The sequence below is a fragment of the uncultured Desulfovibrio sp. genome (genome assembly GCF_944324505.1).
Lineage (GTDB): Bacteria > Desulfobacterota > Desulfovibrionia > Desulfovibrionales > Desulfovibrionaceae > Desulfovibrio.
In genome coordinates, this window is sequence record NZ_CALUWO010000005.1 from 1 (window position 1) to 14,475 (window position 14,475).

General features: G+C 55.3%; 14 protein-coding genes. 5 read left to right on the plus strand and 9 right to left on the minus strand.

What is annotated here, in order from left to right; translation table 11 throughout:
- Positions 1–467 precede the first annotated feature (467 nt).
- The 5 genes from Q0J57_RS10155 (at position 468) to Q0J57_RS06570 (ending at position 4,226) form a co-directional block, all read left to right on the plus strand.
- Positions 468–785, plus strand: a complete 318-nt coding sequence (locus tag Q0J57_RS10155; protein ID WP_363315465.1) for a DUF6061 family protein — start codon at positions 468–470, stop codon at positions 783–785.
- Between the two features lie 196 nt (positions 786–981).
- A complete protein-coding gene (locus Q0J57_RS06555) occupies positions 982–2,052 on the plus strand; it encodes a DNA adenine methylase (RefSeq protein ID WP_297218488.1) in 1,071 nt (356 codons plus the stop codon).
- An 11-nt stretch (positions 2,053–2,063) separates the two neighbouring features.
- Positions 2,064–2,600 (plus strand): hypothetical protein, encoded by a 537-nt coding sequence (locus Q0J57_RS06560; RefSeq protein WP_297218490.1) that lies wholly within the window; start codon positions 2,064–2,066, stop codon positions 2,598–2,600.
- Positions 2,584–3,480 (plus strand): type II restriction endonuclease, encoded by an 897-nt coding sequence (locus Q0J57_RS06565; protein ID WP_297218492.1) that lies wholly within the window; start codon positions 2,584–2,586, stop codon positions 3,478–3,480. The genes Q0J57_RS06560 and Q0J57_RS06565 overlap by 17 nt, the downstream gene beginning before the upstream one ends.
- Positions 3,480–4,226, plus strand: coding sequence for a DNA methyltransferase (locus Q0J57_RS06570; RefSeq protein WP_297218494.1), 747 nt, complete (start codon positions 3,480–3,482; stop codon positions 4,224–4,226). Before Q0J57_RS06565 ends, Q0J57_RS06570 begins: the two co-directional genes overlap by 1 nt.
- 1,232 nt (positions 4,227–5,458) lie before the next feature.
- Here Q0J57_RS06570 and ybgF read toward each other — a convergent pair.
- The 9 genes from ybgF to Q0J57_RS06615 all read right to left on the minus strand — a co-directional run bounded on the left by ybgF (position 5,459) and on the right by Q0J57_RS06615 (position 14,128).
- Positions 5,459–6,493: a tol-pal system protein YbgF gene (gene ybgF / locus Q0J57_RS06575; RefSeq protein WP_297218496.1), complete on the minus strand. Its 1,035-nt coding sequence runs from the start codon at positions 6,491–6,493 to the stop codon at positions 5,459–5,461.
- A 15-nt stretch (positions 6,494–6,508) separates the two neighbouring features.
- Entirely contained in the window at positions 6,509–6,709 is a 201-nt protein-coding gene (locus Q0J57_RS06580) for a PLD nuclease N-terminal domain-containing protein (protein WP_297218498.1), read from the minus strand.
- Entirely contained in the window at positions 6,706–7,200 is a 495-nt protein-coding gene (gene lspA, locus Q0J57_RS06585; protein WP_297218500.1) for a signal peptidase II, read from the minus strand. Before lspA ends, Q0J57_RS06580 begins: the two co-directional genes overlap by 4 nt.
- The gene (gene ileS / locus Q0J57_RS06590; RefSeq protein WP_297218502.1) at positions 7,197–10,016 is read right to left on the minus strand and encodes an isoleucine--tRNA ligase; all 2,820 of its coding nucleotides are present in this window, start codon (positions 10,014–10,016) and stop codon (positions 7,197–7,199) included. Before ileS ends, lspA begins: the two co-directional genes overlap by 4 nt.
- Before the next feature lie 346 nt (positions 10,017–10,362).
- Complete coding sequence (locus Q0J57_RS06595) at positions 10,363–10,614, minus strand: HypC/HybG/HupF family hydrogenase formation chaperone (RefSeq protein ID WP_297218504.1); 252 nt, start codon at positions 10,612–10,614, stop codon at positions 10,363–10,365.
- 53 nt (positions 10,615–10,667) lie between these two features.
- On the minus strand, positions 10,668–10,835 hold the full coding sequence (gene hmcD, locus Q0J57_RS06600) for a sulfate respiration complex protein HmcD (protein WP_297218505.1): 168 nt from the start codon (positions 10,833–10,835) through the stop codon (positions 10,668–10,670).
- 9 nt (positions 10,836–10,844) lie between these two features.
- Positions 10,845–12,020 carry a sulfate respiration complex protein HmcC gene (hmcC, locus tag Q0J57_RS06605; protein WP_297218770.1) on the minus strand — a complete coding sequence of 392 codons (1,176 nt, stop codon included), beginning with the start codon at positions 12,018–12,020 and terminating at the stop codon, positions 10,845–10,847.
- 41 nt (positions 12,021–12,061) lie between these two features.
- Positions 12,062–13,177 carry a 4Fe-4S dicluster domain-containing protein gene (locus Q0J57_RS06610; RefSeq protein WP_297218507.1) on the minus strand — a complete coding sequence of 372 codons (1,116 nt, stop codon included), beginning with the start codon at positions 13,175–13,177 and terminating at the stop codon, positions 12,062–12,064.
- 15 nt (positions 13,178–13,192) lie between these two features.
- Positions 13,193–14,128 (minus strand): cytochrome c3 family protein, encoded by a 936-nt coding sequence (locus tag Q0J57_RS06615; protein WP_297218509.1) that lies wholly within the window; start codon positions 14,126–14,128, stop codon positions 13,193–13,195.
- Positions 14,129–14,475 lie beyond the last annotated feature (347 nt).

The window sequence follows — 14,475 nt, forward strand, 5'->3', positions numbered from 1 at the left end:
AACGTCATGTGGGAAAGTAGGCCGCTGCCAAAGATTGTTCCAGAACCCCTCGCTGCGTTGCGCGCGAGGGGTTCTTTTGTTATCTATCCTTCGGGGCACGTCCGGTATCCGGCCCGACGCTCTGCCTGAAGGCGTTGCGCCCTGCTCGCGCTGCTACCCCTTCCTGACGGCATCCTGCCGATCCTTCCTGCGTTTTTTCGTCATCACGCGCTTTCCCTCCGCCCGCCTGAGGCAAACAACGAAAGCCTTCCGCGCCAAAGCTAGCTAGAATGAAAACGGAGTCAGTCACTTCCGATGCTTTGCGCGTAACGCTGAATCCCTGTGGCTCGTCGTCTCTGCCTGAATAGTGGTCTCTCTGGCAGATCTCTTCTCCCGCGTCCCTCTGTTGTTGACTTTTTGGGAGCGCGCCGGAGCCCGCAACAAAGAGCCATCCATATTCTGCAAGAAGGACGCGATAAATCTCTGCCATGCCGCTAGCTCTGTTCCGGCGCTGGAAGTGTTCGTGGACAGCATTTATAAAGAAAGTATGCCGCCAAGTATGCTCTTCGGGGGATCGGTTGACTGCCACCGCTCATTTCCGCGTAGCTGGGCAGCAGGCAAAGAAACACACCCCAAATGTAAGGGGAGTGAACAGTAAAGATATTATCTTGCAAATTCAACATGGATACCGTTTGCGTGAAGCTTCGGTATTCGATGGCACGATAGTTGTCATTGATACCATTGCCGTGGCAAGCGAGGTTGCCGACAATATGTATCAGCGGTCAAAGTTGGATTACTTGATTTAATGCTCCGTGGGAATATGATGATTGGAGTCTTAACGGAGCCCCGGAGAAGTATCTGAAACCGGCCACACAGTATAAGCCCGTTGATAGTTGATTGCCTTATTGTCCGGATGTCTCAAAAAAGATACAAACAAATTTTCGTATTGCTATTATTCGAGATTTAGAATATAATATTATTAGTATATATGGAGGCGTGGTTATGGAATTTATGTCTGCAAGAGAAGCTGCTGCTAAATGGGGGATTTCCCAAAGACGAGTTGCAGTTCTTTGCTCTGAAAGTCGAATCGATAACGCCACAATGGTCGGCAATATGTGGATTATCCCGACTACTGCCGAAAAGCCGATTGATGCGAGAAGTATCCGCTATGTGCAGAGTAATGGTAATAAGGTAAAACCATTTTTGAAATGGGCAGGCGGCAAAGGTCAGCTCCTTTCCGAAATTGAAAAATACTATCCTTTTGCAGATGGAAAAATAACAAAATACGCCGAGCCCTTTGTCGGCGGTGGTGCTGTCTTGTTCGATATTCTAAGCAAATATGATTTGAAAGAAGTTTATATCAGCGACATCAACGCAGAACTTATTAATACCTATCGCATTATTCGCGACGATATTGATGAGTTAATTGCAATGCTCGCAGTTATGCAGAATGAATTTGTTCCGATGGATACTGAGCATAGAAAAGAATATTATCTTGCAAAGCGTGAGCGGTTTAATGATTTGAAGGTCAATAGAGATGAAATCATCAATATTGAAAAAGCGACATTGATGATTTTTCTCAATAAGACTTGTTTCAACGGTCTTTTTCGTGTGAATAAAAAAGGACTTTTCAACGTTCCGATGGGTTCTTATAAAAATCCGATGATTTGTGGCGAGGATAACCTTCGTGCGGTGTCGGAGAACCTGCAAAACGTAACTATTGTTTGTGGTGATTATAGAAAATCAACAGATTTTATTGATGAAAACACCTTTGTTTATTTCGACCCTCCATATCGTCCTATCACCGAGACTGCAAGTTTTACCGCATATACCGAAAACCTGTTTAACGATGAAGAACAAATTGAACTTGCACGATTTGTTGACGATATGCATCGGAGAGGTGCAAAGATAGTTATCAGTAATTCCGATCCCAAAAACTCCAACACAGATGATGATTTCTTTGATAACATCTATTCCTCGCATCGAATTAAGCGTGTTGAAGCGACTCGTATGATTAACTGCAATAGCGAGGCAAGAGGGAAAATCAAGGAGTTACTTATTAGTAACTATTAAGAGGAACGGCTATGAAAATAAGAGAAGGAACACAACTTATAAAAAATAGCACTCAAAAAGCAATTATAGAATTTGTCTTTGACGATTATGTCATTTATGTTTTTCAAGGTGTATTGTCAAAATTCGACATTGTAATCAAATATAAGAGAGATGGAAGTCGAATTCGTACGCCGAAGCATATTCATTGGGTGGTTGATATTTTAATAAAAATGCAAGGAAATGAATATCTCACAAAGCGGTATTTAAAAGCAGTTCAAAATTGTTGGAACACCTGTGTCCCCCTTACTAATAACGATTTTAACACTTTGAAAATGTTAATTGAGAACGGTGAGAGTGAAATTGAAATTGCGCAGTATTTTTCGCTTAATATGTTTGGTGAATATGACGTGGAATTTTTGTATGTACTAATGAAATTATTGGCGGTACAAGAAAAGACAAATCGATCAGACGCATATATGTTCGGAAAAATTATTGAAGAACTACTTGAAGCTAACCGAGATATATTTAAAATCATATCAGCAGCAGGCTTCAATGGAAGAAGGGGTTAATATGGCGAGAAATTTTAACGACTGGTTAACCGGTTTCCGTGATAGCATTGCAGACTACGGGTATTATATTGATTTTGCAAAAGTCCATCACAATGTTGATGGTATTAAAGTAGAGTTAAATATTCTTAACTCCCTTATTGGTTCTAAGAATATTAAGGATGACTTCAAGTCTCTTATCAATAAATATCCAGAAGTTTTGAAGTGTATTCCTTTGCTCTTGGCAGTCAGAGCAAACGAAATTTACTGCCAGGACGAAAATGGTGGGTACTTGTATCAGTTTGATTTCGGCAAATATCCTCCAAAAAGTTGCGCCAATTATGAACGTTATTCCTATTTTATGGAGCAGACTGGTCTATTTGATTTGCTTTCAAATCACATCATCAATAGTCTCGTTGACTATGTTACCGGCGTTGAAACCGGCTTGGATTCCAATGGACGTAAAAATCGTGGTGGTCATTTGATGGAAAATTTGGTGGAAAATTTCATCAAAAAAGCTGGTTTTGTCAAGGGGGTAAACTACTTCAAAGAGATGTACATACATCAAATTACAGATAAATGGGGTATCGACCTTTCTGCACTTTCTAACAAAGGCAAAATGGAAAAACGTTTTGATTTTGTTGTGAAAACCCCAACTATGATTTACGGCATTGAAACCAATTTCTACGGCAGTGGTGGAAGCAAGCTCAATGAAACTGCCCGTAGTTATAAAACTCTTGCTGCGGAGGCTGATACGATTGATGGTTTTACCTTTGTTTGGTTTACTGACGGCAAAGGCTGGACAAACGCCCGGAATAACCTTGAAGAAACTTTTGATGTTATGGATACCATCTACAGCATCAAGGATTTGGAGAATGGTATTATTACTGAGGTTTTTAAATAATGGCAAAGAAAATCACAAAATGGGAGCCGGAAGATTTTGAACTTGAAATGACTACGCATTGGTCTTTCCCCAAGCGTGGCAATTGGGCAACTCACGATGCAACATGGCGTGGTAATTGGTCGCCATACATTCCTCGAAACATTTTGCTTCGTTATTCAAAAGAGAAAGACTTGGTACTTGATCAATTTGCAGGCGGTGGCACGACCCTTGTAGAAGCAAAGTTGCTAAATAGAAATATTATCGGTGTGGATGTGAACGATGTTGCGCTTGCACGGTGCAAAGAAAAAACGACATTTGAATACGAAGGTGCAAACGGAAAAGTGTATCTGCACAAAGGGGATGCGAGAAACCTTGATTTTGTGCCGGACAACTGCATTGATTTAATTTGTACTCATCCACCGTATGCCGATATTATTCAGTATAGTGAGGATATTCCCGAAGATTTATCTTTGTTAAAGGTCAAAGATTTTCTTGAGGAAATGAAAAAAGTATCAACTGAAAGCTATCGTGTTCTGAAAAAGGATAAGTTCTGTGCTGTTCTTATGGGTGACACACGTCAAAAAGGTCATATGATACCAATGTCATTTGACGTGATGCGTATTTTTGAAGATGCTGGTTTTAAGTTGAAAGAGCTTATCATAAAAGAACAACATAATTGCAAAGCTACGGGATACTGGAAAACAAATAGTGTGAAGTACAATTTTTTACTGATTGCCCACGAGTATTTATTTGTTTTCAAAAAGTGAAGTGTTAACTAAAAGATAATTTTATTCTTTCCAGCTTCCATTTCAATGATTTTAGATATGACTATTGATTTGCTTCTGAAACGTGCAAATCAATCCTTTGCCTTCCGTTATTCTGCTCAAGGACACCGTTTGTGATTTGTTCTGGCAGAGTTTACAGACAGCGAACACTTCAAGATACACTCCCAGTCAATGAGTTCTCCAGTCTCTCTACGATATGCCTTCCAGATACATAACTTGTTTTTTTGACTTTAAGTAGTGTCACATTTCATCGATCTCAATGATAATGGCATCGCCAAGCACAGGGTTTTCATAGTGCGCTTTTGCAAATGCTTTTATCCACTTCAAAACAGTACTCGGAGAAGCCCCAATGAGCCTGCTACCGCCCGTATTAAGCCCCTGTGTGTATAAGTCGCAGCCATAGCCTTTTCGTGTGCAGGCCGACCACGAGGAGTAAGTCTCGTAAATTGCAAGGAGCAAGATTTATACTTATCTCTTTGTTTTCATTGAACTTTTCTCCATTCTTGATAACTTCCATTAATTGACATTTTGGACATGAGCGCTTTTCGCTCATGTAATTTTATAGCACACAAATGACGCTAAGTCGTTAGTCTGTGAACACACTCAGATTTCTGAACGGCCTGCGGAAGGCAAGAACCATTTGCCAGGTGTTTTCAGGGGCAGGCGGCAGGCGCCGTGCGGGAAGGCATCAGGGGGAATCGCACCAGCCGCCAGTATTTTTTCGACATGGTCGTTTCGCTGGCGGCCTGGGGCGAGGAAACGTTTTTTATGGGGCTTGCTGGATGTTTGAGCGCATCTAGAGAACGCAGCAAAATATACTATGCCCTCGTGTGCAGTCGGCTGCGATGGTGGCAAAAGAAGGCTGAATGCCCGTTCTGTGCGTCGTTCTGATTTCCACTCTGGCTGGGGATGAAAGACTGCGGCAGCCCCACCCAGGGCGCAATACGAGTTCGCTTTTCTTGGGTTCAGGTGGCATATGCGCAAGTCACCTTGCTGAAGGAAAGGACGGCGTGTGCCATGTGTACCGTTCTAGCGTGTACGGGTAGTGCGGCTGCGTCCCCGTGTGTCATCGTGACGCAGGCATCCGTATGATCTGTCCTCGCCGGGAGGCAGGACACGGTGTCCCGCAGCATATGTCCGCAAATGCGTGCAGGCATAAAAAAGGACCGGAGAGGCTCTCCGGTCCTGCGGGTACGAGCATTACGGCCGTACGACTACTTGTTGGTCTTGAGGAAGCTCTTGGCGCGGGCCGCTTCCGGCGAATTGGGATACTTTTTGATCAGCTCCTGCAGGCGGGCCTTGGCGGCTGCGGGCTGCTTGAGCTTGCTGAAGCATATGCCCTGCTTGAGGTAGGCGCCGGGTGTCCGGGAGGATTTGCCGTACTTGTTGATGACCGTATCATAGGCCAGGGCGGCATCGGCGAACTGGTTGCGCTGGAAATAGCATTCCGCCAGGTGATACTGCGCTTCTGGAGCCATGCTGTGATTGGGATAGTTCTTCATGAAGTCCGAGAAGGAGCGCTGGGCAGAGGCATAATTGCGGCTGGTGAAGGCATTGATGCCCGAATCGTAGAGGGCCATGGACACATCCTTGGCCGGGACGGGCGCCTGCTGCTGGGGCTGCGGCGTGGGCTGCCCCCAGGTGCTTCCCTGGTCAGGCGGCGTGACCGGAGCGGCCGGCGCCGCAGCGGCAGAAGCGGGCTGGCCCCAGGTTTCGCCCGTTCCCGCAGCCGGTGCGGGGGCCGGCTGCCCCCAGGCGTCGGCAGCGGCAGCGGTCCCGGCGGCTGTGGCGACTGCTGCGGCGGGAGCGGCTCCCCAGGCGCCGGAAGTCGGCGTTGCTGCAGGCGCAGGCATTGTTGCGGGTGCAGGCGCTGCTGCGGGCGGCGTGCTGCCGGCGGGCAGGGTGGGCAGAGGATCGCCCAGATCAAACTTGAGGGCCATGCTGGTTTCGATCTGGCGCAGGGCAGCATCATGCTTGTTGAGACGATCCACCATGGCGCGGGCGCCGCCGGCATGCTGGAGGTCATATATCTGCCCCTTGAGCGAATCCACTTCCTGGCGCATGGCCTGGACCTGTGCCCACATTTCGGCCTGGGCAGGCTGCATCTGGCGCAGCTGGGTGTCCTGCTGCTGCACGCGCTGTTCAAGGTCCAGGGATGAAGAGGACGAGGAGGTGCCACCCACGCAGCCGCTCATGAGCGCGGCAGCGCAGAGAAAGCTGAGGACGGAAAGTCGACGCATGTTTTTCATAGGGTACCTCAAATGCTACAGCGGAGCACCGGCCTTGCGGCGTCCCGCGACGATATAGATCAGCCCGCCGATGACGGGCAGAAAGACCACCAGTACCAGCCAGAGGGCGCGCTGGGTCGGGTTTGCGAAGCGGTGTCCCCAGATGTGCACAATGCTCCAGAAGGTGGGCAGCATGGGAATGAGGGCCACCAGAACGTGCCACCAGGCAAAGGTCATGCGGCATCTCGCTTGTTTTCGGAGGGCATGCGCCAGAGCACAAGGCAGGAGATGCCCGCCCCGATGCAGATGGCCATATCCGCCACGTTAAAGGCCGGCCAGTGCCATGTGCCCACGTAGACATCCACAAAATCCACCACGGCACGAAAGCGTATGCGGTCCACCAGATTGCCCAGCGCACCGCCCATGACAAGCCCCAGACCGCGGCACAGCCAGGGCTGACTGTGTGCGGAACGCACCAGCATGACAATGGCTGCCACGGCCACAAGGGTGGCTGCCAGAAACAGCCAGAACTGCCACGCAATATCCGAACGGTTGAGAAAGCCGAAGGCAGCCCCCCGGTTGCGGATATTGACGAGGTCCAGCAGACCGGAAATGACCGGAATGCTGGCATGCTCGGGAATGGCGGCCATGACCCAGAACTTGCTCAGCTGGTCCAGCAGCAGGGCAAGCAGGGCATAGCCGCCGAGCAGGCGATAGCGGCGGCTCACTGCCCCATTTCCTTGATGACGGCCGCGCAGCGCGGGCAGAGAGTGGGATGCATGACATCCGTTCCCAGTTCCGTGCTGTATATCCAGCAGCGTTCGCATTTTTCCCCTTTGGCCTTGGCCACGCCCACCGCCAGGCCGGGCACGTCGGCATCCCGCAGGGCCGTGTCCGGGGCCTCGGCCAGAGGCGCCAGGCCAATCTGCGACACAATGCAGAATTCGCGCAGGTCCGCATGCAGGCTTTCGATGCGTTCGCGGAGTTCATCGGCCACATAGAGGGTCACTTCCGTATCCAGCGAATGGCCCACCACGCCGTCGCGACGCAGCGGCTCGATGGCGCGGGTCATGGCGCCGCGCACGGCCATGAGCACATTCCAGTCATCGCGCACGCCGTCTTCCAGCAGGTAGGGGGTGCTGTCCTGGGCGGGCAGGGCAAAGACCGTGGGCACATCGGCATCACGCAGGTCATTGGGCAGGGCCAGGAAGATTTCCTCGGCCGTAAAGGACAGCACCGGCGCCATATCGCGGATGAGCAGGCAGAGCAGCAGATAGAGGGCCGTCTGGGCGGAGCGGCGTTCCACACTGGCAGGCGCCGAGGCATAGAGGCGGTCCTTGAGGCCGTCCAGATAGACGCCGGAAAGGTCCGTGGTGCAGTAATTGTGCAGCGAGTGATAGACCTTGTGGAATTCGTAATCCTCATAGGCCTGCTGGATGCGGTCATGCAGGCGGGCTGCCACGTCCAGGGCGTAGCGGTCCAGGGGCAGCAGGCGATCCAGGGGCAGCAGGTCCTTGCGGTGCAGGTCAAAGAGATTGCCGAGAATGAAGCGCGCCGTATTGCGGATGCGGCGATAGGCATCCACCAGACGGCCCAGAATTTCATCGGAAATGCGCACATCCTCGCGGTATTCCACGGAGCTGACCCACAGGCGGATGATTTCGGCACCGAATTTGTCGATGAGTTCCTGCGGGGCAATGACATTGCCCACGGACTTGGACATCTTGCGCCCGTTGCCGTCCACCACATAGCCGTGCGTGAGGACGGCGCGGTAGGGCGGCGTCTGGCGGGTGCCTTCGGCCACCAGCAGCGAGCTGTGGAACCAGCCGCGATGCTGGTCGGAGCCTTCCAGATAGAGATCCGCCGGGAAGGAGAGATCGGGACGGGCTTCCAGCACGGCAGACCAGCTGGTGCCGGAGTCAAACCAGACATCGAGGATATCGCTTTCGCGCTTCCAGTGCGTGCCGCCGCATTTGGGGCAGACCAGGCCCTTGGGCACAATGTCTTCCAGCGGCGCCTCGTACCAGTAGTCGCAGCCCGTGGGGTGCTTGGCAAAGCGCTCGGTGAGGTCCCGCATCCACTGGGGATCGTTCCAGGCCTCACCGCAGTCTTCGCACAGCAGGGCCATGATGGGAACGCCCCACTGCCGCTGACGGGAAATGCACCAGTCCGGGCGGGACTCGATCATATTGTAGATGCGTTCGCGTCCCCAGGAGGGAATCCAGCGCACTTCGTTGTTGATGGCGTCCAGGGCACGCTGGCGCAGATTGTTTTTTTCCATGCTGATGAACCACTGGGTGGTGGCACGGAAGATCACCGGCTTCTTGCAGCGCCAGCAGTGCGGATAGGAATGGGAAATGGTGCCCGCGTGCAGCAGGGCGCCCACTTCCTTCAGCTTGTCGATGACGCGGGGATTGGCTTCAAAGACATTGAGGCCGGCAAAAAATTCCACGCTGGGCAGAAAACGGCCCGCATCGTCCAGGGGAGAATAGATGTCCAGCTTGTATTCCAGGCCCACTTCATAGTCTTCGCGGCCATGACCGGGGGCGGTATGTACGCAGCCGGTGCCGGCGTCCAGCGTCACATGGCGGCCGAGAATGAGGGGCGACTGGCGGTTGTAGAAGGGGTGGCGCGCCACCAGTCCTTCCAGACTGCTGCCCGTGGCGCGGGCGATTTCGCGCACGTCGCTCCAGCCGAAGGTGCGGGCGCAGCCTTCCAGCAGCTCGGCAGCCAGCAGATACTGCGCGCCGCCGGTTTCCACCAGCACATAGTCAAATTCCGGATGCAGGCACACGGCCATATTGTCCGGCAGGGTCCACGGCGTGGTGGTCCAGATGATCACGTAGGCGCGGGCGGGATCGGCGCCGGGCAGGCGTTCCGGCAGGCGGGGGTCATCAAGGGCAAAGCGCACGAAGATGGAGGGGGAGCTGTGATCGGCGTATTCCACCTCGGCCTCGGCCAGGGCCGTGTGGCAGGAGCAGCACCAGTAGATGGGCTTCTTGGCCCGGATGACATTGCCCTTTTCCACAAAATTGGCCAGCTCGCGGGCCGTGGTGGCCTCGTATTCCGGCTTCATGCTCATATAGGGATTGTCCCAGTCGCCAAGCACGCCCAGGCGCTTGAATTCCTTGCGCTGGGTATTGATCCACTTGGTGGCATAGTCGCGGCAGCACTTGCGCACCACGTGGGCGGGCAGCTCCTTCTTCTTTTCCTTCAGTTCCTGCTCGACCTTGAGTTCGATGGGCAGGCCGTGGCAGTCCCAGCCGGGCACGTAGCGGGCCTCGTGGCCCTGCATGTTGCGGGCCTTGATGATGATATCCTTGAGAATCTTGTTGAGGGCCGTGCCCATGTGAATGTGCCCGTTGGCGTAGGGCGGTCCGTCGTGCAGCACGAAGGTGCCCTTGTGGGTATCGTGCTCGATCATGGCGCGGCAGGCGTCAATGTCTTCCCAGTGCTTGAGCATCTTCGGCTCGCGCTGGGCAAGATTGGCCTTCATGGGGAAGGCGGTCTGAGGCAGGTTCAGGCTTTTTTTATAGTCGCTCATGATGGCTCCCTGATAACAACGTAAGGCGGTAATTTTCCGCAAAGACGACAGTAAAGTCAAGCAATGGCCCGGCGGCCCCCGCATGCGCCGGAACGGTCAGCCGGCCGTGGCGCCGGCCGCTGCTGCGGGAAAGACGGGATCGGTCCCTGTGCTGTGGCTGTCCCTGTTTTCGGCCCTGCCCGTGCCCCTTTTTCTGACCATGGTGTTTCCTGTCCGGCAGGGAGGCGGCCCTGCCCGTGCCTGCCCCGGGCGGCGTGGCCGTGACCGGAAAAGGGGGTGGCAGCCGCCGGGCCTGCCATGGCAGCGCCTGCCGGCGGACAGGCCGCGTCGGGAGGACCTGCCCGTGCTAGAACGGGGCGGGCCGGCCCTCGTCGGCTTCTACCAGTTCCCGCAGTGCCGCCAGGTTTTCGCGGGCTTCTTCGGGCGTGAGGGCATGCAGGGCAAAGCCCGCATGCACGATGACATAGTCGCCCACCTTGGGTTCTTCAGGCAGGAGCATCATGGACGCGGTGAGAAAGGTCTGGCTTTCTCCCACGCGCACGCGGGCCATGCCCGCCTCCTGCAATTCCACAATCTGGGCCGGAATGGCGAGACACATAGCGTCGTCTCCTTGTAAAAAGGGGCGCGGTCAGGCCGCGCCCCTGTTGTGCGTTACCGTACTGCCTTGCTCCGGCTGCGACGCCGCTTGCGCTTGTCATTGCCGGGCCGGTAGAGAAAGAGGTTCCAGAAGAGAACATACAGCGGAAGGGTAAGGAACATGAGCAGATAGGCCCATTCCTTGGTATGCAGAAAGTAGTCGTAGAAGGTCTGGAATTCCATGTTCCCTCCCTAACCGTGATGCCGGAAGTGCGGGTGTTCGTACAGCACCGGCATGTGATAGACGATGAAGCGGTAGACCGTGATGATGAGCGTCACAATGAAGATGGACACCGTGACTTCCTCCCAGCTGGGGAAGTAGCGCTGATCGGCCGGCAGCTGCCAGTTGAAGGCCACCATGCTCACATTGAAGCGATTGAAGATGATGCCCAGCACGGTGATGACCGAGGCGATCTGACAGGTGCGGGCGCTGCCGTCCCGTGCGCCCTTGGCATAGATGAAGGCCGGCAGCAGCACAAAGCCCAGCATTTCCACCAGCCAGATGGCGCCGTAGACCGTGGGCAGATAGGACAGATTGTTCTGCACCAGCATGTCGATGAGCTTGAGCATGAAATAGCCCACCAGGATGAAGGAAGCCGCCCGGCCGAAACTCAGGGTGACCAGGTGGGCATCCTTGGCATGATTGGTATCCATGTAGAAGCTCAGGCCGCGGTGGGCCAGCATGCCTTCAAAGATGACCATGGAAGCGCCGGCCGCCATGGAGCTGACAAAGAAGAACATGGGCATGAAGGGCGAATACCACAGCGGATGCAGCTTGCCGGGCGCAATGAGGAAGAGCGACCCCAGGGAGGACTGATGCAGGGTGGAGAGCGTCACGCCGAAGATGGTCAGCAGGATGACGGTCTTGGTGATGAGCTTGTGAAAGACCCGCAGTATGGGAAAGCGGTAGGCCAGCCATTCGATGGGCATGACCGAGAATTCGCAGAACAGCACCGTCACATAGGTTGCCACGCACAGGCCCACTTCAAAAAGTACGGACGTGGTGCCCGGAAAGAAGAAGGCATAGGGCAGGCGCAGCGGGTGCCCGAGGTCATAGTGCAGGGCCACCACCACAAAGAAATAGCCCAGAAAGGCCGTGGTCACGGCCGGCCGCACAGCCGAGTGAAAACGCTTGAGGCCGATGACGTAGCAGGCCACGGTGGTAAAGTAGCCGCCGGCGGCCAGGGCCACCCCGCAGAGCAGGTCAAAGCCGATCCAGATGCCCCAGGGGTAGTTGTCGTCAAGGTTGGAGACGGCCCCGATACCCTTGGTGAAACGCAGGATGGTGACCACCAGACCAACGGCAAGGATGATGTAGGTGAGAATATTGCCCAGAGTCGGCCGGAAGAAGGGCGACAGGTTGAGCATCTTCTCCCGTGTGGGCATGGGAATGTCGTAATGTCCTGCCATTAGTGGTCCTCCTTGCGGGCCAGCTGGGCAGCGTCCAGGGCGGCCAGCCGGCGTTCTTCCACGGCGTCTTCCAGAGCCTTGCGGGCCGCTTCGGCCGCTTCGGGACCCTGATCGCGTTCAATGCGGCGCACGGCGTCGTCCATGGCAGCGGCCATGTCCTGGCGCACGGCGGCGCGCATGATCTTGTTGCGCATTTCGTTGCGGGCCTCGCGGCTCTTGGTGATGCCGTATATCCCGCCGATGAGAATGGGCCAGAAGGCCACAATGAGCGGCACGGTACCCAGGGCGCCATAGGTCAGTTCGCCCATGGGCTGATCGCCCAGGTGGGTGTCCAGCCCCAGGTCGTGCATGACCCCCGATGCCTCGTAGGGGGTGAGGTGGGCCTTGCCCGCCGTCTGGCGGCTGGCCGGGGCCAGAACCATCCAGGCCGTGCCGCCGGCATCGTTTTCGCCATAGATATAGTCGGAATAGCGGCCCGGATTTTCCTCGATGCGGCGATGGGCCAGCTTGATGAGGTCGTTGCGGTGCCCGAAGGTCAGGGCATCCATGGGGCAGGCCTCCACACAGCCGGGCAGCAGCCCTTCGTCCAGCCGGGACTTGCAGAAGGTGCACTTCTGCACCAGGGGGTCGAAGGGTTCGTCGTACTGGAAGCCGGGAACATAGAAGGGACAGGCGATCATGCAGTAACGGCAGCCCACGCAGTGGTCACCGTTATAGGAAACGCTGCCGTCGGGATTCTTGGAAAAGCACTTGGCAAAGCAGGCCGAGGCACAGGCCGGCTCGTTGCAGTGAAAGCATTGCAGCTTGCGGAAAAAGGGCTTGTCGTCAATGGTGTACTGATTGATCACGGTCCACTGATAGGCAGACGTGCGCCGGCGTACGCCCAGGATGTCCCTGTCGCTGAAGGGAATTTCAGGCTGGGGCAGATGATTGACGGCATTGCAGGCTTCTTCGCACTGCCGGCAGCCGATGCAGCGGGTAACGTCGTGAAGAACGCCATAGCTGTCCGGGTAACCAGGAAAGACATGGCCCTTGGCCGCTGTCGGCACGGGACCGGCCAGGGCACCGGTGACGCCGGCAGAGCCGAGAAGGGCAAGGAATTTTCTGCGATTCATGATGATCCCCTGCGGCTACTGGTGAATGGGCTTGTGGCAGCTGACACAGTTGGTCTTGATGGGGCGTGCCACCTGCATGGCGTCATGGCAGCCCATGCACTGCAGGTGATAGGCGGCCTTGAGGTCGGGCTTGCCGGGATCGGTGGGATCGGGGCGCGTGCCGTGGCAGTTGGCACAGGGCGGCGGCGTGGCCGAAGCCGGGCTGTTGTGATGGCAGGCCGTGCAGAGCGTGGCCGGATCGGTGTGGAAGGCCGCGGCCAGATTGTCCCCCTCGATGCGGCTCATGAGCGAGGCCACGTGACGGCGATGTCCGAAATAGTTGGGGCCGTACTTGTGGGACAGGCTGTCCAGACGCAGGCGTGTGGGCAGGAATTCCGGCCGCAGCGGCGTGGCATAGCGCTTTTCCAGCACGGTCTTCACGGCCAGGGCTTCGCGTTCCTCGTCCGGCAGGGTGCCCATGGCGGCCTGGCGCAGCTGATCGGCCGTCATGTCCTTGGTGACGGTATGGCAGACGGCACACCAGCGGTCATCGCGGGAGGGCTTGACAAGGCTGTGGCAGCCGGCGCACTGGCGCTGCTTCAGCTGGCGTTCGTGACAGCTCACGCAGCTGTTGGGCACCACGCCGCCGGTGCGGGAGGTGATGACACGGGCGTGCATGGCCCGTTCCAGGGTGACGTAGCCCCCTTCCTTCTTGCCTTCCAGCGAATGGCATTCCCCGCATTTCTGCGGATCGCCGGTATGGTGGCAGGCGGTACAGTCCTCAATTTTCCGTTCGTGCAGCAGGTGATTGAAGACGACGGGTTTCATGCTGCTGCCCTTGGGCGACATGGCCTCTGTGGCAGGCAGCATCATGATGGCCGAAGGCGCACCGCTGCTGGTTTCTTCCAGCGCCGGCTCGTCTGCCGAAGCCGGTGGAACGAGCAGCAGACAGGAGGCAAGCACAAGCAGCATGCCTGACAGGAACCGGGATAAATACCGCATAGAGATTCCCCTGAGAAACGTGATGCAGGCAGCCGGAAGGCTGTGTGCCTGCGAAAGCGGGACAAATGCTATTACGTGCCGAATTTACCCGCAGAGCATGGTTGCGTCAAGGTAAAGAGAGGGCAACAAGGGACAGAACGCGGGAACAGACGGCCGGGGCAGCAGGGGCCTTTGCCGCCCTGCTGTCTTGCCGGGCGAAAGGGCAGCAGGCATCCTGCGCCGCCTGGCGGCGCAGGGGCGCGCGCCATGACCGTAGCGGGTGGAAACGTGCCGGCGCGGAGCAGGTGCTGCTGGCGGGGAAAGGCCGCACCCGTCGG

Coding starts and splice junctions, on each gene's coding strand:
- Q0J57_RS10155 (WP_363315465.1), top strand. CDS start 468: ATGCCGCTAGCTCTGTTCCGGCGCTGGAAGTGTTCGTGGACAGCATTT.
- Q0J57_RS06555 (WP_297218488.1), top strand. CDS start 982: ATGGAATTTATGTCTGCAAGAGAAGCTGCTGCTAAATGGGGGATTTCC.
- Q0J57_RS06560 (WP_297218490.1), top strand. CDS start 2,064: ATGAAAATAAGAGAAGGAACACAACTTATAAAAAATAGCACTCAAAAA.
- Q0J57_RS06565 (WP_297218492.1), top strand. CDS start 2,584: ATGGAAGAAGGGGTTAATATGGCGAGAAATTTTAACGACTGGTTAACC.
- Q0J57_RS06570 (WP_297218494.1), top strand. CDS start 3,480: ATGGCAAAGAAAATCACAAAATGGGAGCCGGAAGATTTTGAACTTGAA.
- ybgF (WP_297218496.1), bottom strand. CDS start 6,493: ATGAAAAACATGCGTCGACTTTCCGTCCTCAGCTTTCTCTGCGCTGCC.
- Q0J57_RS06580 (WP_297218498.1), bottom strand. CDS start 6,709: ATGACCTTTGCCTGGTGGCACGTTCTGGTGGCCCTCATTCCCATGCTG.
- ileS (WP_297218502.1), bottom strand. CDS start 10,016: ATGAGCGACTATAAAAAAAGCCTGAACCTGCCTCAGACCGCCTTCCCC.
- Q0J57_RS06595 (WP_297218504.1), bottom strand. CDS start 10,614: ATGTGTCTCGCCATTCCGGCCCAGATTGTGGAATTGCAGGAGGCGGGC.
- hmcD (WP_297218505.1), bottom strand. CDS start 10,835: ATGGAATTCCAGACCTTCTACGACTACTTTCTGCATACCAAGGAATGG.
- hmcC (WP_297218770.1), bottom strand. CDS start 12,020: ATGCTCAACCTGTCGCCCTTCTTCCGGCCGACTCTGGGCAATATTCTC.
- Q0J57_RS06610 (WP_297218507.1), bottom strand. CDS start 13,177: ATGAATCGCAGAAAATTCCTTGCCCTTCTCGGCTCTGCCGGCGTCACC.
- Q0J57_RS06615 (WP_297218509.1), bottom strand. CDS start 14,128: ATGCTGCTTGTGCTTGCCTCCTGTCTGCTGCTCGTTCCACCGGCTTCG.